The sequence below is a fragment of the Paenibacillus dendrobii genome, from assembly GCF_009807035.1.
In the GTDB taxonomy this organism is placed as follows: Bacteria; Bacillota; Bacilli; order Paenibacillales; family Paenibacillaceae; genus Paenibacillus_AQ; species Paenibacillus_AQ dendrobii.
In genome coordinates this window covers 156,554-175,524 of the sequence record NZ_WUBI01000005.1, presented here as the reverse complement: position 1 = coordinate 175,524, position 18,971 = coordinate 156,554, and the positions used below count along the sequence as shown (strand labels likewise).

General features: G+C 52.2%; 19 protein-coding genes. All 19 read left to right on the top strand.

All coding sequences use genetic code 11. The features are described 5' to 3' along the window. Positions 1-2,566: WIAG-tail domain (locus tag GRF59_RS24990; protein ID WP_160500455.1), on the top strand; the 2,566-nt coding region annotated here is incomplete at its 5' end. Between the two features lie 221 nt (positions 2,567-2,787). Beyond that, complete coding sequence (locus GRF59_RS24985) at positions 2,788-3,609, top strand: glycosyltransferase family 2 protein (RefSeq protein ID WP_160500454.1); 822 nt, start codon at positions 2,788-2,790, stop codon at positions 3,607-3,609. A gap of 80 nt (positions 3,610-3,689) precedes the next feature. Continuing rightward, positions 3,690-4,724, top strand: coding sequence for a glycosyltransferase (locus GRF59_RS24980; RefSeq protein WP_160500453.1), 1,035 nt, complete (start codon positions 3,690-3,692; stop codon positions 4,722-4,724). Further along, entirely contained in the window at positions 4,721-5,509 is a 789-nt protein-coding gene (locus GRF59_RS24975) for a glycosyltransferase family 2 protein (RefSeq protein WP_160500452.1), read from the top strand. Before GRF59_RS24980 ends, GRF59_RS24975 begins: the two co-directional genes overlap by 4 nt. After that, positions 5,506-6,237: a sugar phosphate nucleotidyltransferase gene (locus GRF59_RS24970; protein WP_160500451.1), complete on the top strand. Its 732-nt coding sequence runs from the start codon at positions 5,506-5,508 to the stop codon at positions 6,235-6,237. Before GRF59_RS24975 ends, GRF59_RS24970 begins: the two co-directional genes overlap by 4 nt. Then, on the top strand, positions 6,234-7,358 hold the full coding sequence (locus GRF59_RS24965; RefSeq protein WP_341480138.1) for a GT-D fold domain-containing protein: 1,125 nt from the start codon (positions 6,234-6,236) through the stop codon (positions 7,356-7,358). Before GRF59_RS24970 ends, GRF59_RS24965 begins: the two co-directional genes overlap by 4 nt. Positions 7,359-7,411: 53 nt before the next feature. Beyond that, positions 7,412-8,797 carry a glycosyltransferase family 2 protein gene (locus GRF59_RS24960; protein ID WP_160500450.1) on the top strand — a complete coding sequence of 462 codons (1,386 nt, stop codon included), beginning with the start codon at positions 7,412-7,414 and terminating at the stop codon, positions 8,795-8,797. 132 nt (positions 8,798-8,929) lie between these two features. After that, complete coding sequence (locus GRF59_RS24955; protein ID WP_160500449.1) at positions 8,930-9,217, top strand: nucleoside-diphosphate sugar epimerase; 288 nt, start codon at positions 8,930-8,932, stop codon at positions 9,215-9,217. Between the two features lie 30 nt (positions 9,218-9,247). Next, a complete protein-coding gene (locus GRF59_RS24950; RefSeq protein ID WP_160500448.1) occupies positions 9,248-9,586 on the top strand; it encodes an alpha-helical endospore appendage domain-containing protein in 339 nt (112 codons plus the stop codon). Beyond that, on the top strand, positions 9,583-9,855 hold the full coding sequence (locus tag GRF59_RS24945; RefSeq protein WP_160500447.1) for a hypothetical protein: 273 nt from the start codon (positions 9,583-9,585) through the stop codon (positions 9,853-9,855). Before GRF59_RS24950 ends, GRF59_RS24945 begins: the two co-directional genes overlap by 4 nt. Before the next feature lie 26 nt (positions 9,856-9,881). Beyond that, positions 9,882-10,238, top strand: a complete 357-nt coding sequence (locus GRF59_RS24940) for a hypothetical protein (RefSeq protein WP_237392038.1) — start codon at positions 9,882-9,884, stop codon at positions 10,236-10,238. A gap of 324 nt (positions 10,239-10,562) precedes the next feature. Next, positions 10,563-11,645, top strand: coding sequence for a CgeB family protein (locus GRF59_RS24935; protein WP_160500446.1), 1,083 nt, complete (start codon positions 10,563-10,565; stop codon positions 11,643-11,645). A 29-nt stretch (positions 11,646-11,674) separates the two neighbouring features. Beyond that, the gene (locus GRF59_RS24930) at positions 11,675-12,814 is read left to right on the top strand and encodes a CgeB family protein (RefSeq protein ID WP_160500445.1); all 1,140 of its coding nucleotides are present in this window, start codon (positions 11,675-11,677) and stop codon (positions 12,812-12,814) included. Positions 12,815-12,949: 135 nt separating this feature from the next. Then, positions 12,950-14,368, top strand: coding sequence for a glycosyltransferase family 4 protein (locus GRF59_RS24925; protein ID WP_237392037.1), 1,419 nt, complete (start codon positions 12,950-12,952; stop codon positions 14,366-14,368). A gap of 12 nt (positions 14,369-14,380) precedes the next feature. Then, on the top strand, positions 14,381-15,472 hold the full coding sequence (gene wecB, locus GRF59_RS24920; protein WP_160500443.1) for a non-hydrolyzing UDP-N-acetylglucosamine 2-epimerase: 1,092 nt from the start codon (positions 14,381-14,383) through the stop codon (positions 15,470-15,472). Further along, on the top strand, positions 15,465-16,451 hold the full coding sequence (locus tag GRF59_RS24915; protein ID WP_160500442.1) for a polysaccharide biosynthesis protein: 987 nt from the start codon (positions 15,465-15,467) through the stop codon (positions 16,449-16,451). The genes wecB and GRF59_RS24915 overlap by 8 nt, the downstream gene beginning before the upstream one ends. Then, a complete protein-coding gene (locus GRF59_RS24910; protein ID WP_160500441.1) occupies positions 16,448-17,296 on the top strand; it encodes an SDR family oxidoreductase in 849 nt (282 codons plus the stop codon). The genes GRF59_RS24915 and GRF59_RS24910 overlap by 4 nt, the downstream gene beginning before the upstream one ends. Next, positions 17,257-18,192 carry an NAD-dependent epimerase/dehydratase family protein gene (locus tag GRF59_RS24905; RefSeq protein ID WP_160500440.1) on the top strand — a complete coding sequence of 312 codons (936 nt, stop codon included), beginning with the start codon at positions 17,257-17,259 and terminating at the stop codon, positions 18,190-18,192. Before GRF59_RS24910 ends, GRF59_RS24905 begins: the two co-directional genes overlap by 40 nt. Next, on the top strand, positions 18,189-18,908 hold the full coding sequence (locus GRF59_RS24900; protein ID WP_160500439.1) for a glycosyltransferase family 2 protein: 720 nt from the start codon (positions 18,189-18,191) through the stop codon (positions 18,906-18,908). The genes GRF59_RS24905 and GRF59_RS24900 overlap by 4 nt, the downstream gene beginning before the upstream one ends. Positions 18,909-18,971: the final 63 nt, after the last annotated feature.

Here is an 18,971-nt window from a genome sequence, read left to right as displayed (position 1 = left end):
CGAAGATGGATCGATAGGTTATCAACATCTGGCAGCAGAAGCAGTAGGAACGGAGCAGCTGCAGCTTGGAATCGTGCAGGCCCGACACCTGGCGGAAGCATCGGTCGGTAGCGATGTCATCGAAGATGGATCGATAGGTTATCAACATCTGGCAGCAGAAGCAGTAGGAACGGAGCAGCTGCAGCTTGGAATCGTGCAGGCCCGACACCTGGCGGAAGCATCGGTCGGTAGCGATGTCATCGAAGACGGATCGGTCGGTTACCGACACTTGGCGGCTGAAGCGGTGGGAACGGAGCAGTTGCAGCCAGGAATCGTGCAGGCCCGACACCTGACTGCTGGATCGGTGGGTAGGGAAGCCATCGAAAAAGGAACGGTGGGCTACCGACACTTGGCGGCAGAAGCGGTGGGAACGGAGCAGTTGCAGCCAGGAATCGTGCAGGCCCGACACCTGACTGCTGGATCGGTGGGTAGCAAAGCCATCGAAGATGGATCGATTGGCTACCAACACTTGGCGGCAGAAGCAGTAGGAACGGAGCAGTTACAGCCAGGAATCGTGCAGGCTCGACACCTGGCGGAAGCATCGGTGGGTAGCGAAGCCATCGAAGATGGATCGATTGGCTACCAACACTTGGCGGCAGAAGCAGTAGGAACGGAGCAGTTGCAGCCAGGAATCGTGCAGGCCCGACATTTGGTGGCCGGATCGGTGGGTAGCGAAGCCATCGAAGACGGAACGGTGGGCTACCGCCACTTGGCGGCAGAAGCGGTAGGAACGGAGCAGTTGCAGCCAGGAATCGTGCAGGCCCGACACTTGGCGGAAGCATCGGTGGGTAGCGAAGCCATCGAAGACGGAACGGTGGGCTACCGCCACTTGGCCGCAGAAGCAGTGGGAATGGAGCAGTTGCAGTCGGGAATCGTGCAGGCTCGACACCTGGTGGCCGGATCGGTAGGTAGCGAAGCCATCGAAGACGGAACGGTAGGCTACCGCCACTTGGCGGCAGAAGCAGTGGGAACGGAGCAGTTGCAGCCAGGAATCGTGCAGGCCCGACACTTGGCGGAAGCATCGGTAGGTAGCGAAGCTATCGAAGACGGAACGGTGGGCTACCGCCACTTGGCAGCAGAAGCGGTGGGAACGGAGCAGTTACAGTCAGGAATCGTGCAGGCCCGACACCTGGCGGGAGCATCGGTGGGTAGCGATGCCATCAAGGATGCTTCGGTTATGGCGCTTCATATGGCAGCGGAATCGGTGGGTAGCGTGAATCTTCAGCAGGATTCCGTACGTTCCATCCACCTTCACGAAAAAAGCGTACAGTCCAGGCATGTGGCTCCCGACGCTATTACATCAAGACACTTGGCGGCAGAATCGGTGGGGACGGAGCAGCTGCAGTCCGGCATGATCGAAGAGCGTCATCTTGCCGAAGGGGCGGTATATGGCGGAGCCATCCAAGATGGCGTGGTCACGCAGAGCAAGCTCGCTTTCGAATCCGTAAGCAGCCATCAACTGACATCGGATGCGATAGCTTCTCACCATCTTCAAGCTGGCGCTGTACAGGAACAGCACGTGGCGGATGATGCCGTGAATACGAACCATCTGGCGGCAGAATCGGTAGGCAGCCGCCAGCTTCAGCCTGATAGCGTAACGGAGTTGCACCTGGCTATTGGTTCCGTGTCAACTCAAGCAATACAGGAGGAAGCCGTAACCGCGGATAAGATTGCTCCCGAATCGATCGGAGCGGATCATCTGCAGCGGAATTCCATAGCATCGACGCAACTGCAGGATAGGGCTGTCCAAAAGCGTCATATCGCTTCCGGTGCGATTGATTACATGCATTTGGCCCCCGAATCGGTCGGTGAAGAGCAGCTACAGTCAGGTATCATAGGGGAACAACATCTGACGATTGGGGCGGTGAATACGGAGGCATTGGCTCAGGGAGCTGTCACCGCCGAAAAGCTGTCTGATTCGTCCGTAGGTAGCACGCACATCCAGTCCGGTTCAATCGGAGGCAGGCATCTGGTTCCCGGTGCGGTACATGGAGAAGCTCTCCGTGACGGTGTGATCAGCGCAGCGAAGATCGCACCGGGATCGGTCGGCAGTACGCATATCCAGCCGGAATCCATTCGTCCGCTGCATCTTCTGGCAGAGAGTGTGCAGGAATGGCATTTGCAGCCAGGAGCTGTTAGCAGCAGGCATATCCAGGAACAATCTGTTCAAGGCAGTCACTTAGCGCGGCAAACCGTATCCGCATCCCATCTGAACTTTGCGCCGGTACGGAGCGTTTCCGGGCAGCCATGCGTTCAGCAGTTCGGCATGGCATCATTCCGGATTGGAGAGGGACAGCTGCAGGTGGAGGTAGCTATTACGCTGCAGGAGCCGTACTCCAACAATCATTATGTCATCGTCGCGATGTGCAACCATCCTGACTTCTATGCCGTTTTGAAAACACAACGCGAAGATACGGCATTCATTGAGGTCGTCCGTAGACAGGGCGGAGCCGAAACCTTCGGTTTTCTGTCCTGGATTGCCGTAGGCGCTGCTCAGGCGACGGCCGATTCATTCAGAGGTTTTTAGTTTACCGCCCGTCTATATTAGCCGGATCGCGGAAATGGGCCGGATCTTTACAGCAAGATGAATCACAGACGCAGGAGTTCCTGCGTCTTTTTTTTTGCGTTGCATCCGAAATCCGGGAGTTAACCCTAATTTCATGCACAATAGCCGCTTCCACGACTCTTAAGGAAGCATACGATACTCAAGGAAATATTAGCCGACTCGAACAGGGGGAGTATGCCCGCATGCACAAGCCATCCGGACGGAAGCGCCAGCCGCAAAGAAAACGTAAACGAAGCAGTACGGTAAGCCTTTTGGGACGCAGAAGCTGTGAGCACCCGGTCGTATCGGTCATCATTCCTGCTATGAATGAGCAAAAGACGATTGGTCATGTCATTAAGGGAGCTTGGCAGGTACATGAAGCCTGTGAAGTGATTGTTGTGGCGAATGGCTGTACAGATCGTACAGCGGATATCGCCGAAACAATGGGAGCCAAGGTGCTGCGGTTTGAGCAGGCGCTTGGACATGATGTGGGCAGGGCCGTCGGGGCTGAAGCTGCCTCGGGTCATGTGCTGCTTTTTATTGATGCAGATATGAGAATGGACTATAGGCATCTCCGCCATTTCGTAGACGCGGTATTAAGCGGAACGGATATTGCGCTGAACCGTTATCGCGGGCCGGTACACAAACGTCAGGCTCATCCTGTCGTGTTAGCCAAGCACACGCTGAATTCGATGCTTAGCCGATCTGATCTGCTCGGAGCCTCGCTTACGGCTGTCCCGCATGCCATGAACCGCCGTGCGGTTGAGGTTATTGGAAGCGAACATCTTGCCACTCCCCCGCTTGCCCTTGCCATGGCTGTCCATTCGGGCCTTAAAGTTGCGGCTGTCCATGAGGTGCCCGTAGGCAGGATGAATCGGCGCAGGGGCAAAACAAGCGGGCAGGACCTTCTGCAGCAAGTGGTCATTGAAGATCATCTGAAGGCATTAGATTGGTACTTGTCCCATACGGATCCAAGAGGCGGTCATAGTGACCTTGGACGTGACAGAGACAGGGTGGGAAGGTGAGAATAATGAGTGGCAGAAAAGGCAGGTCGGAACGTGTGAGACACCGGCGAAACACAATCAGGTCAAGGAAAAATAAATTTGTGAAAATAAAGCAGCGTCGCGACGGCTCCTCCAAGGCCAACAAAAATCCGTGGGTGCGCCGCGCGCTCAAGGCCGGCTGGAGAGCAGGGAGCCCGGAAAGAACAGATGGAGGAGAACCGGAATCTCATTTCTATGCATCGAGACTGCAGAGGTCATTTGTGGAATGGATGAACGTCAGCATGCTTCCGAGGCCTGAATATTCCGCGATGAAGCGGATGGCAGGAGCTTTTGCTCAAGGATACGCCCAAGGAGCTGCTTGCCCGGTGCATGGAATACCACTTTTATTGAAAGGCAGCGCGGCAGCCGTGGTATGCGCGAGCAGTGAGGAAGACAACCTTCACGCGATGCTGAACGAACTGGAGAAACTGCCGCTTCAGGAAGTGATTGTCGTATTGAACGGCTGCCGGGACAACAGCTATGCCATTACCCGGAGCCATTTGTTAGTGACGGTGGTTTATTACCCGGATTTGCTCGGGCATGACGTAGGAAGAAGCATTGGGGCCAGGATGACTGGAGTGGATACCATACTTTTCTGTGATGGGGATATGGTTATTCCGGCTGAAGAGCTTGCCCCCTTTATATATGCGGTTGACGGCGGCTGCGACGTTGCTCTGAATGATTTGAACGGGTTTCTTCCTTTGTTTGTGCATCAGGATGAAGTGACACACTGCAAAAGCTTTTTGAATATGGCGCTGGGGCGGAGAGATCTGGGCGCCAACTCCCTCACGGCTGTACCCCATGCCCTTTCCGGACGATTGATTCGTGGAATGGATGTGCACCATTTGACCGTACCGCCGAAGGCGCAGGCTCTGGCCGTTCTTGAGGGTTACCGAGTGGAAGCTGTGCATGCGGTGGATGTTTTCGCGGGCAACCGAAGACGCGACGGGAACACGGGCAGGGGCAACGCAGTTGCAGATATGATTATCGGCGATCATGCGGAGGCGCTCGAGGAAGTGCTGAAGCGGCGGGGACAATCCGGTTCGGCCGGCAGGCTATCCCGTAAGGATATCGCTTTGAAGAGGAATGCCATATGAGGGCACAAAAGGGAATGACCAGCATTATCATACCGACTTTTAACGGGCTGCCAATGTTGATTTCATGTGTAGAATCCATTCGAAAATATACGGAAGTTCCTTACGAAATCATTGTGGTAGATGACGCTTCAACGGATGGGACGGACGAATACTGTATTCGGGAAGGAATTATTTTCATTTCCCTGTCGGTAAATGAAGGGTTTCCCAAAGCCTGTAATTTGGGAATGAAAGCAGCGCAGGGAGACTATCTTCTGCTGTTGAACAACGACGTGACGGTGACCCGCAATTGGCTGACTAATCTGATTGCGGCAGCGGACAGCAGTGCAGATATCGGCTTGGTAGGACCGGTAACGAATGAAGCAAGCGGTGTACAGAAGATGAATATCCATTTTCGGGATATAGCGGATTTCCAGAGAATTGCCGCCGACAATAACCTTTCAGATGCCGGAAGATGGATGGAAGCAAAACGAATTATCGGCATGTGCCTATTGTTGAAAAGGGAGGTTCTGCACCGGATCGGCTATCTGGATGAGGTTTTTTCTCCGGGTCACTACGAAGATGATGACTACTGTCACCGGGCAAGGATCGCAGGTTACAGGCTGCTCATTTGTAAGGATGTGCTGGTACATCACAAAGGGAGCGCCAGCTTCAGGCAGTCGCAGCCGAAAAAGCTGCAAGCATTAATCAATCGAAATTTTCGATTGTTTATCGATAAATGGCATTTTGATCCGCGTGAATATATCGAAGAGCAGAAAAGCAAACCCGAAGGAGGAGAAGTGCAGTGAAAGGCGTCGTTTTGGCAGGCGGGACAGGAACAAGGTTGTATCCGCTGACCCGGCTAATCAACAAGCATTTGCTTCCTGTAGGGAAGTATCCCATGATCATCTACGGCATCGACAGGTTGCGGCAGGCGGGAATCACCGATATTTTAATCGTTATGGGTAAGCAGTCTGCCGGTTTGTATACAGACTTTTTGGGCAGCGGCAGGGAATTTGGGGTTAACCTTACCTACCGAATCCAGGAGGGGGCAGGCGGTATTGCGGAGGCGCTTGAGCTTGCACGGGGATTCATATCCGATAGGGACCGCTTTGTAGTGCTGCTCGGGGATAATTTGTTCATGGACGATTTGGCTCCGTTCGTTGACAGCTACGGGCTCCAGCCGGAGGGAACGGCCAGAGTGCTATTAAAACAGGTCAAGGATGCCAGACGTTACGGAGTGCCTGTATTTGATAAAAAGCAGCACGAGCTGATTACGGAAATCGAAGAAAAGCCCGCGATCCCCAAGTCCTCCTATTGTGTAACCGGTATATATATGTACGATAAGGCCGTGTTTGATATCATTTCGCAGATCAAGCCTTCGGAACGCGGTGAGCTTGAAATTACCGATGTCAACAACGTCTATGCGGCACAAGGGAAGCTGGAATATGACATTCTCCAAAAATGGTGGAGCGATGCAGGTACCTTCGAATCGCTTCAGGAAGCCGGCCGGCGCATGAAGGGGATGATCCCGTGATACGGCCATCCCAAAATACAACAGCCTTCATTCCACTCCGGAAGAAGGCTGTTGCTGTACAAATCATCCGTAAACCTAAGATGCCCCGTAACCGCCATGAATCCGCACAGCAGAGAATGAAGCAGGAAGTACGGGAGCGCAGAGCAGGGAGGAAGCGTCCCGCCCACCGCCGAAAATCAAGGGCTGCAAACAGGTTGCCTCTATACAAAAAACATTTTGCAAACGATTATCGGCTTAAGGAAGTAGAGAAGTTTCCTCAGACTGTATTTCTGGAAAGCGAGAAAAAGACTGCTTATGCAGAAGGGTATGACATGGGATACAGGGAAGGCAGCTTCGCAGGCGGGGAGGAAGAGGTTGCATCATTGCTCCCGCCGTACACGGTTCTGCCTGATGTGACCGCAAGAGAAATTATCACTGCGGGACTGCAGGCCTACTTGCCACGATTGAAGCCGCTCCTGCGGCCGGAGGAGATCTATCATCGCATCGCCTGTTCTTTGGCTGCTGGCCAGCCGCTCGCTGTCGTGCGGCTCGGGGACGGGGAACTGCTCGCTTTGGCTCACGATACCGTGCTTCCACTTGAACATGCCAAGGCTGCTGGAGATTTCCTGCCGCTAGCCGGCATCACGCTGCCTGATTATGCTTCCCGCGGCTTGCTGGTGGAAGCGGTCAGGAAAGCGGATATCATCGGCATTCCATCGTCACGTCTTCCCACATATCAGGGGCTTTTATTTCCGATATTTCATTATTACGGTATCGATTACAGATCGCTTGCCATGACGACCTCCACCATTAATTACGCTCTGCAAGAACATGGTTTCCTACAGCCTCTACTGCGGGATCGACGCGTCCTTGTCATCGGTAATTTGGCAGGAGAATTGGCTGGTGTACTTTTGGCAGCTTCAGTACATGTGGCGGGGATCATTACTCCCGTAAACGGATTTGCGGATATTCCCCGCGTGCTGGCGGAAGCGGCGGAATGCTCCTTTGATATTGCGTTGGTTGCGAGCGGCATCCCGGCCGTGGTCATTTGCCAAAAAATAGCGGTGGAGCTTGGCAAAGTAGCGCTCGATTTCGGACATCTGGCGGATAAGCTGATTTCGGGCGAACGGACTTATTCTTGAAGCCTGCGCTGCAAGCCATAAATCTTGTAAGTTATATGCGGGGAGGGGTGTGCATGAAGAGAGTATTGAAGAATAGAACGGTGAAGCCGGTCCGCAGAAGCACAATAAAAAACATCAATCCGGATAGAAGCAACAGTTACCGGCGGGGGTATGAACGGGGCTATGAGCAGGGAGTTGAAAAAGGGAAGGAGGCGTTCGGACAGCCGTTTCATGGCACAAGCATCGTGATTCCCAGCTATAATCAAGCGGAATATTTGGCCCGATGCATCGATAGCATCGAGACCCACACGGCCGAACCTTATGAAATTATTGTCGTGGATAACGGCTCGACAGATGAGACGGCCACTTACTTGGGAAAGAGATCCGGCCATCTGCGTTTCAAACGGTTGGAGAACAACCGAGGGTTCGCCGGAGGCGTGAATCAGGGCTTGATGATGGCCAAAGGCGACACGATCGTTATCTTGAACAATGACACCTTGGTGACTCCGAACTGGCTAACCTGTATGATGCGTTGCCTAGAGAGTGATCCCCTGATCGGCGCCGTAGGCCCCGTAACGAATTACATCAGCGGCGAACAGCAGATTGTTGTTCCTTACGAACATGAGGAGCAGATGTGGGAGTATGCTGCTGCACGGGGCGGACCGGATGACACCAAGTGGAAACAGACCGACAGGCTAGTCGGATTTTGCGTTTTGTTCAAGAGAGAGGTGTTGGAGCAGATCGGTTATTTTGACGAGGGCTTCAGGATCGGTAATTATGAGGATGATGACTGGATCATTCGGCTCCGGCTTTGCGGCCTAAAGCTGGTTATTGCCGGCGATTCATTCATTCATCATTTTGGCAGCGTCAGCATGAAGAATCTCGGACAGGAACAGTTTCATGCCGTTCACGGACATAACGAGCTGTATTATACAGGCAAATGGGGAAATCCTCACGCCTGGGTGGATGAGGTGCGACATAACGGCTTGAAGTATGAAAAGGGTCTCTCTCCAGGAACGGATAGTTCTCCTGCCGATTTTTTTCCATCTCATGTATTAGTAGGAGATCAGGGTGGACGACAGTTTCTATTATATAAAGGGAGCAAATATCCTTGCATCGGCATGGACGAGAGGGCGGGAATCCGGCCGGTTGTGCTATCCAGAATGGATATCCGGCGCATCCCGACTGCTGGTACGGCGATGAGTGAGCTTGAAGTGCTTTCCATATTGACGATCTCAGGCAGTGAGCTTGTTGAGGGGCAACTTGTTAGCACCGGAGAGGGTACCGTTTATCAATGGAGCCAGGGAGAGGTGCTCCGGCCGTTTGTATCGGATTGCGCACTGGAACGATGGAATATGGAGGCTAGGGGCGTCATAAGATTGTCGCCGGAGAAGCTGAATTCCATTCCACGGGGACTACCGATTATTGCTCCGCCTATGCTTCAGAACCCTGACCTGTAATTAATTTAAGGTTCATGCCTCGTAAGGCGTAACTGTCTGTAGGCGACCGGCATAGGATATAGCAGGCAGAAGCGGATCAGGCGGGGCGGGCCTTCGCGGCCCTTGCGAAAGCATCAACAGGAGGAATTGACCATGCAGAGCAAAATTGATGAAATGTTAACCCATATGTCCCACTCACACCAACAGATGGCCAGAGTTCTGGATGCTGAGCGCCAGATGGCGGTCCGGATGGCTCAAATCATACACGATCTGCCGGATTCCGATCCTGAATTCGATGGCATTAACGGATTAATTGAGAACTCCGGACAAATCAATAAGAGCATTATTGCTTATCTGGGAAGTATCGCGGATCTTCAGGAAGCGCTCGCGGAGACTCTGAATCATGTTGTGAAAGAGCTTGGCAGTCATGAGGAAGAGTAAGTGGAGACTTGATAGAGGAGAGTGCTGCAGATGAGCAGGGAACAGGCCTTTTTGCATATGTTGGATGCCGCTTCCAAAATTCAATGGAATATCGCCATGATTTTGGAAGCTAAGGCGGTTGAGGCGGAGAAAGTCCGGAATTGGGCACTGAATCATTTGAACGCGGATGCATTCCTGACTCATGATCATCAGCTGAATGAACCCCTGCAAATTCACGGCCAAATCGTAGAACTGCTGGAGGGGCTCACCAAGCTCGAGAACGGCCTTTGCAGCAATTTGAAAGCTGTTCTGATTCAGGAGGAGAACGATCTTGGTGGCGATGATGGCATGTTTGGTTCGGGATTTGACCTGGGAGACATGGGAAAATGAGCATGCTCCTCAAAGAGCAGGAAGCCAAGCTGGACTTGATCGCCTCGATTGCCCAGAGCCAACAGGCGTTAGCCCGGATCCTCAGCAGTATTGCGGATGTTTCCTCCCATTCAGAACTATCTGCCCGGAGTCTGAAGGAGAACATCCGACTTCTTGCGCAGTATCAGGCCACCATGTGTGAGATGCTGCAAGGAATCACGTTATGCCATCCCCGTAGCGGTACTCCTGCACCGCCCTGGTTCAACGCATCCCGACTGCCACATACATGATGACCGAAATACAGGAGGAATAACGGATGAAGACCAAGAAACGCGTTTCCCGGTCCGCCAAGTCCGGTACCCGGAGGCGGAAGATTCTCGTTGCCCGGAAGGCAAGGAAGCTGAGAGCGAAAAAGACGCGTTCTGGCAAATCTACCCGCCGCCTTGTCAAAGGCGGAAAAGGACGGAATCAACGTCTCGGCGCGATTCGTAGGAAACGCAAGCGCAGATGGGTCAAACCCGTGCTTCCGGTTCCGGTGGAACAGGGAGCGCTGCCTCAAGCACCGGATGCCGCATACAACGAAGGATTTGATGAAGCCTACAACGAAGGATTCAATGCCGGATTTGCCAAAGGATATGAGGATGGGCACCAGATAGCCTACCAGTCCAAATAGAGATATCGACAGAATTCTAGGAAAATATGCAGGGATGGGAACAGTCAAACCTTCAACTTCATGGGAAGCCATGAAGTTGAAGGTTTTTTGGTTTGCATGAAAAGCGTGACATACGCCAATTTCCTGCCCGAAAGGCTGTCGTCCATGATGCAATTGTCTCTTCCGCATATATTTATGATTATAGCTTTGATTAGTTTTCAGCGGAGCTTATCGCTTTTGAATCCGTAAGTGGGAACATTTTTCGCAACAAGCGGTCCGTTTTCCCGGAGGAAGATGCCCGTTTAAAAGCTTCTCTATTATGATTTTGATATCACGACAGGCAGGGTGAAAGCTGTGGGAAGAAACGTTGCAGGGAATAACGCCAGTTACCGGCAAGGTTACGGCAATGGCTGCAGACTTGGCATATGCCAGGCCGTGAAAGAACGAGTGCCATTACCGCAGCCATATCAACGGGATATGAAAATACTGTATGTTCCACAAGGATTTCATGCAATCGATCAAGGAGTGACAGAGGCGCTCCGCAGCCTGGTAAGAGAATGCATCGTAGCGGAAGCTCCAAACATGCTGGAGCTGGCTGCGCAGGAAAGACCCGATTTGGTGCTTGTCATGAACGGGCTTCATGTTTTTCCTGACAACCATTTGGAGGATATTGCAACAATCCGCGGAATGGGCATTAAAACGGCAATATGGTTTGTTGATGATCCGTATTTTACCGAGGAAACGGCCCCAATGTGTACAGCATACGACATGGTCTTCACCCATGAGTTAGGCTGTGTTCCGTTCTACCGCGGGCTTGGCGCTGCCAAGGTGCATTATTTACCTCTTGCCGTAAACACCGCCATGTTCAAGCCGCAGCATCCGGGACCCGGGCATATGTATGATATTTGCTTTATCGGCAATGCCTTTTGGAACAGAGTGGCCATATTTGATGAGATGGCATCTTTTCTGGAGGATAAGAAGGTGTTGATCGCCGGAGGATTTTGGGAAAGGATCACCCAGACCGAAAAGCTCGGCCGCGCGCTGCATCTAGGTTTTATCGCACCGGAGGAAACCGTTAACTACTACAATGGGGCTAAAATCGTCCTAAACATCCATCGGCCGGACGAGTATGGGCAGGATAACCACAACATCCACCAGATCAGGGCCAAATCCATTAATCCCCGTACCTATGAAATCAGTGCCTGCGGCACGCTCCAGATCACCGATGTGCGCGAGGATACGAACTCGCATTACAGACCGGGTTATGACATCGAAACCTTTGGTTCTGTTAAGGAGCTTCAAGATAAAATCAGCTATTACCTGGAACACGAGGACCGGCGGCTGGAAATGGCAGCGCGCGGGTTATGGACGACAAGGCAGAACCATTCCTTCGTTTCGAGAATGAGAACGATGCTGGAGCTTGTTTAAAATTAAAAGGAAGAGGAGCGGGTAACGACATGGCAACCATTAAGCACGGTCAAAGTGTTACGCGGCAAGAGGTTTTGAACCCGGCCGAAGAAGCTCGCGCACGCGGCCGAGAAGCGGGCTATCAAGGAGGATATGATGAAGGTTATTTGAAGGGGCGGGCCGATTACATTATCAGCCGTCATACGTCCGCATTTCCTTTACGTCAAATCCATGTACTGTACGTGGCATCAGGAAAAGGATTTCCTTATTCCCCCCTGGATGAGGCCATCTCCTCGACCCTTCGCGGTATGGTCTCCCAGTTGACCGTCATTGAACCGGGACAGCTGATCAGCGAGATTGCATACCAAGTCATGCCAGACCTGATCTTGGTTCTGGACGGCATGTTCATTCAAAATGAGCAGCTGGATGCCATCCGCCAGCAAGGAATCAAAACGGCAATCTGGCTGACGGATGACCCGTATTACACGGATATGACGACTGAGAATGTGAATCATTACGATTATGTATTTACATTAGAGTCCAATTGCATTCCGTTCTATCAGCAGCTTGGATGCGCGCAGGTTCATCATCTGCCTTTCGCCGCTTATTCCGAGCATTACAGACCGGAAAGAACCCCGTCAAATCCCCGCAGGGAGGTAAGCTTCATCGGCTCCGCCTACTGGAACCGGATTGAGTATCTGAGTCCGATCATGGATCGCCTGATGCAGCATAATACCTTCATCAACGGGATCTGGTGGGACCGACTCCCTAACTTTTCCGCATATCAGGACCGCATTGAGCTGAATAAATGGATGGGGCCGCAGGAAACCGCCCAAGCCTATAATGCGTCCAAAATTGTTATTAATCTACACCGTTCCCATGAAGATGATTCCGTCAACAATAATGCCGTCAAGATTCCTGCTGCTTCTCCGAACCCGCGAACCTTCGAGATTTCTGCCTGCGCAACCCTCCAGCTCAGCGATGCACGTAGCGACCTCTCCAAGTTTTACACCCCCGGCAAGGAAATCGAAACCTACAGCTCGCCGGAAGAACTCCTCGATAAAGTCGAATATTACCTGACCCATGAAAAGGAACGCAGGGACATCGCGCTGAATGCCCTAAAGCGGACCATGCAGGAGCACACGTACGGAAATCGTTTGAACCAAATGCTGTCCATTGTTTTCCCCTAAGAGAGCTTCGAACCTGCACTTTTGGTCAAATGGAGGGGACCATTTGTCGTGCCGGTACAGATTAACTTCTAATATATTGTATTACTTGGGTCAAAGGAGGTGTGGATCGTACCCTGTGCTTTTTACAGAGATCCCATGCGCATGATAACGTATAAACCCAAACTCCTGCTATTCTCCCATGTCAGTAATACGGGCAGTATTACAGGGGCCGAAAAGCTTCTGCTTCTGTTCTGTCTGCAAGTCTCTCCTTATTTCGATTGTATTCTGGCTGCTCCGCAAGAAGGGAAACTGACAAACTATGCCAGAAAGCAAGGCATTCCGGTGCGAATTCAATCCTACCCTCTTCTTTACGGCATGTATTTCCCCGGTGGGCGGCTGGAGCAGGAAGCGGAGGAACTCCGGGTCCATCCGGACTTTTCCTCCGTGATCCGCTGTATAACCGAGATTGCACCGGATATGGTATTGACCAATACGGTCGTCAACGCCTTGCCCGCGATCGCCGCAAAAACCCTAGGCATCCCTGTCTTGTGGAAAATTACCGAGGTAATGCAGGCCACCGAATACACTTCTGCTGCAATGCATGTCATTGAAAAATACAGCGATTGCCTGATCGCCATCTCTGAAGCTTCGGCCCGTATTTTTCGAGGTAGAATATCCAGGCCAATCACCCTTCTGCCGCCATCTTCCGATAATGGGCTGCTCCATCCGGATCAAAAGCTCATCCGCACCGGTTACCGCAAAATTCTCCGACTCAAGGATTCCCAGACTTGCATTGGTTATATCTCTTCTTTTATCCATCCCGAAAAAGGATTGCGCGAATTTATCCACATGGCCCTCATGATATCCGAAACATATGCAAGCTGCCGGTTCGTAATCATCGGCAAGCCGGCAGATCAGGCATATTATGACCGCTGCATCACTGAAGTGAACGCTTCTGGCTACAGAACAAGATTCCGCTTCATTCCTTTCGTGGAGTCCGTTCATTCCGCATACAACGCGATGGATATCCTTGTGGTTCCAAGCATGGTGCACGAGGGGTTCGGTATGACGGCACTGGAGGGCATGCTCTGCGGCAAACCGGTCGTGTCCTTTGACGGCGGCGGTCTGGGAGAACTGATGACCATGACGGGGAATGCGCACTTTTCCGTACCTCTGGGGGATGAGGCCATGCTTGCCGTAAAAGTATCCGAACTGCTGGAGGACCCCGTACTCATGCAGCATACCGGAAGCGTGAATGCGGGAGCAGCGAGGGCTCACTATGGCCTGGAGGTTTACCAGGACAGAGTCCGGTCATTCGTACACGAATTGCAGCGCGGATGCCCCGATTGGATGAGCGGCGATATTTCCCGAAGCCTGTCGACATATCGTGCCCCTCTGCCCATACCTTTGCAGGGAACAGCTTCCGTCAAACGAAAACGGGGGAAAAAAAGGATGCAGAAGGGTCTCAGGAGCCGAATCCAAGGAACGACGGCGGCGAAGCATCGTCACAAGAAAAGAAAGGCAGGAGCAAAAAGACGGTCTTTACGTCGCTTCAAATCAATCAAACGAAGGTAGGGGACGGACGCAATGAGAATTATGACGATTTTGGGCACCAGGCCTGAAATTATTCGCCTTAGCCTCATCCTTCCTAAGCTGGATCGGTATGCGGAACGGCATGTGCTAGTTCATACCGGGCAGAATTTTGCTGAAAGGCTGAGCGGAATATTTTTCAGTCAAATGGGCTTGCGCTCACCTGATTATATTTTGCAGGACGCGGCTGCATCGCTGGGAAATCAGCTGTCGTCCATGTTCTCTCAGATGGAATCCATTCTGGAGAAAGAGAAGCCCGATAAAATATTGCTGCTCGGCGATACGAATAGCGCTCTGTGCGCTGTTCTTGCGGAAAGGCTCGGATATCCGGTCGTGCACATGGAAGCCGGGAACCGCTGCTTTGACCTTGGCGTACCAGAGGAAAAAAACAGAAGGGTCATCGATGCGATTTCTTCTATTAATATGCCGTATACCGAACAGAGCAAGAAACATCTGCTGGCGGAGGGATTTCCGAGCTCACGAATCGTGCTGACAGGCAATCCAATCTATGAGGTCATGAAGCATTATGAACAATCCATCGCGGAAAGCGATATTCTGAACCATCTCTCCCTGAAGCCGAAGGCGTATTTTCTGGTTACGGCTCACCGTGCGGAGAATGTAGATCATCCGGAGCGTTTGCAGCAAATTGTAGAAGGGCTTAACCTCATTGCCGAAAAATATGGGCGACGCATCATCTGCAGTATTCATCCGCGTACAGCCTCGCGCGTGGCCAGCCTTGATTCGTTGACGCTGCATCCACTGGTTGAATTCCATGAACCATTCGGATTTTTCGATTTCGTAAAGCTGGAACAGTTTGCCTGCTGCGCATTAACGGACAGCGGGACCGTCCAGGAGGAATGCTGCATCATGCAGGTTCCGACCGTGACCATGCGGAATACGACGGAACGTCCGGAGACGGTGGACTGCGGCAGCAATATTGTATCCGGCCTTGATGCCAAAGCTATCTATCGCGCGGCGGACCTGATGATCAGTTTGAATCAGGGTTGGGTGTGTCCGGAAGGGTACTTGGCTGAAGATGTTTCGGATAAAGTTGTTAAATTTCTGCTTGGAGGGAAAGTTCATGTTTGAAAACAAACGAATTTTGGTCACCGGGGGTACCGGCTCGTGGGGGTATGAATTGGTCGCCCAGCTGCTTGCGCTGAACCCCAAGGAAGTGATTGTATACTCCCGTAATGAATCCTCGCAGGTAGCGATGAGCCGGGAATTCGAGAACAAGCATTTGAGTTTCCGGATCGGAGACATCCGTGATAAGGATGCACTGGTCATGGCCTGCCAGGGGATGGATTATGTGTTCCATCTCGCAGCGCTGAAGCATGTGCCCGTATGCGAGGATCAGCCTTATGAAGCTCTAAAAACCAACGTTATCGGGACCCAAAACGTCATTGAAGCAGCAATTGATAACAAGGTAAAGAAGGTATTTTATATCTCTACCGACAAAGCTGCGAATCCTTCGAATTTCTATGGCATGACCAAGGCGATCGGTGAAAAGCTCATTGTATATGCCAATCTACTGAACAGTGAAACGCGGTTTGTTACGGTCCGCGGCGGCAATGTGCTTGGAACCAACGGCAGCGTGGTTCATGTCTTTAAGGATCAGATCCGCAACAAGGGCCTGGTTTCCATCACCGATATGGAGATGACGCGCTTCTTCCTTACGCTTCGGGATGCGATCAAGCTCCTGTTCAAAGCGGCTGAGGAAAGCTACGGAGGTGAAATATTCGTCATGACCATGCCTGCTTGCAGAATCGTGGATATGGCGGAGGTGCTGATTGAAGACTCCGGCAGGGAAAATATAAGCATTGTAGAATCCGGCATCCGTCCGGGAGAGAAGATCCACGAGATTCTGATGAGCGATTTTGAGAGCCTGACTACGGTGGTTTATGACGAGGAGTATCTTGTGATCTTGCCAACCCTTCATATGCCTGAGCTCAAGGAGCGTTACAGCCACTGCAGACCGGTATCGTTCAGCAGCTTCAGCTCGAATTACCATCTGATGAACAAAGAGGAGATCAGAGACATTCTCCAGCGCGGGGGGTTTCTGCAATGAAGCTGCTAATTCTGGGTGGAAACGGAATGGCGGGCCATATGCTTGTTGATTATTTTCAGCGGCAGGGAAAACATCAGGTATTCTATACGACCCGGGATCAGCGGAGCCCGGGGGGGCTTTTTCTTGACGTATCTGAATCCTGCATGGTTGAAAAAGTGCTGGAAATCGTCAGACCGGATATCGTGATCAATGCCATTGGCGTCCTAAACCAATTTGCGGAAGAGGATCGGATCAACGCATACCATGTCAACGGCTTCCTGCCTCATAGGCTGCGCCGGGCGGCGGACGTGCTTGGAAGCCGCCTGATCCATATCAGTACCGATTGCGTGTTTGAGGGCACAACAGGCGGTTATGAAGAGGATGACGAACCGGATGGTACCAGCACCTATGCATTGACCAAGGCGCTCGGCGAAGTCCGCGCACCCGGTCATCTAACCATACGTACTTCAATCATTGGGCCGGAGAACCGCAGTCATGGCATTGGTCTCATGCACTGGTTCATGTCCCAAAAAGGAGCGGTCTCCGGATACCGGAACGTCCTGTGGAACGGAGTGACCACATTGGAACTGGCTAAGGCTATCGATGAACTGATGTGCTCATCCGTGTCCGGGTTAATGCATTTGGCTCATCCCGTCCCGATCAGCAAGCATGATTTGCTGCTCTTGTTCCAGGAGATCTGGAAAGTACATGCAGTAACGGTGGAGCCGGCCGAGTATCCGAAACAGGACCGGACCCTGGTGTCCTCCCGTACGGATGTGCATTATAACGTACCTCATTACCGCGATATGCTGAAGGAGTTGGAGAGATGGATGAACGAGCTTCCTTCCGCAAACGTGTCATTCTAATCACCGGGGCTTCGGGCTTTACCGGCGGTCATGCCTGCCATTATTTTGCTGAACAGGGCTATCAGGTAGCCGCCATGGTTCGAAGAATCCCCCCGGGCCCCGTCCCGGAGGGGATTACGTATTATAAATGCGATTTATTGGATAAGCATGAGCTTGAGAACGTGGTACAACGCATTGCTCCGGATGCCGTGCTGCATTTGGGCGGTAAGAATTCGGTGCCTGAATCTTGGAGAAGTCCGCTGCTGTATATGGAAACCAATGTGCTTCCGACCGTCTATCTCCTGAATACGCTCCGTTCATTTCCTTCCTGCCGCATTGTTATTGCCGGCTCCATGATGGTGTTCCCACTTACGTCTCCTTTCCAGCCGTCGCATCCTTACAGCCTCAGCAAAAGCTTGCAAAAGGCCGTCGTATTGTCTTGGGAGGTTCTTTTTGGGCAGACCGTAATCCTTGCCGAACCCTCCAATTTGATTGGTCCGGGGCCTTCGACAGGGTTTTGCGCGTTGCTTGCCCGCCATATCGCTGCCTGCGAACAAGAAGGGAAGACCGTTCCCTTTAAAATTTCATCCAAGACAGCCCGCCGTGATTTTTTGGACGTCCGGGATGCGGTGAAGGCTTATGATGTCTTACTGGAAAGGGGGATGCCGGGACATACCGTTACGATCAGTTCGGGAATCCAATGCACGCTGGAAGAGATAACGCTAAGTATGCTGGGCATCGCAGGCAGCGTGGTTCCGCTGGAATGGGGGGATGAGGCCGATGCCTCGGCAGACCAAGGCCCCCAGCCTCCGGATGAGAGTATGGCAGGGCTCGGATGGAAGCCGGAAATACCGCTTACGACCTCGCTCCGTGACGTGCTGCAGCACTTTCGAGAGAGAAAAGGAGGGGACGTATGAGACCGCTGGTAACCATTGTTATTCCTTTTTTTAACGATCCCTACGTGGATCAGGCGGTTCAAAGCGCTTTAGCGCAAACATACGCTCCGCTGGAAATTATCGTCGTGGACGACGGATCTACAAGTTTTGCTGACCGTGTCACGCCGTTTCTATCGCACATCTATTATTTGGGTAAAGCCAACGGCGGCACCGCGAGCGCACTCAATCACGGCATACGCCATGCTTCGGGGGAGTACGTGGCCTGGCTCAGTTCTGATGACCTGTTTTATCCGGAGAAAATCAGCCGTCAAGTCCAGTTCATGATGGAGCAGGGAGCTTTTATTTCGCATACGAATTTCAACGTGATTGATCGCTTCAGCCAGGTTACGGCATTCCGGTCAGGCTGCTCCTTTTCGAATTATTTGGATTTCTACCGGATTTTCATGAACGGCAATCCCGTTAACGGCTGCACGGTGATGATGAGAAAAGAATTGTTTTGTCACGTTGGCCTCTTCGATGAAAACCTGCCTTATACGCATGACCTGGATCTGTGGAGAAGAGTCATTCAGGCCGGGTTTCCTCTGCCTTATCTGGATGAACCGCTTGTCGGCTACCGACAGCATGAAGCCATGGGGACAATCCGTCACAGGGCCGTCATAGAGCAGGAATATGCCAACACTATCGGCAATGTGCGTAGCTCGCTGGGGCCGCTGATTTCCATCATGGAGAGATCATGAACAATTTTGGATCTATGTTCCCTATGCTTCGTCCATGCGAGATTCGAAGATTTGCATACTTAT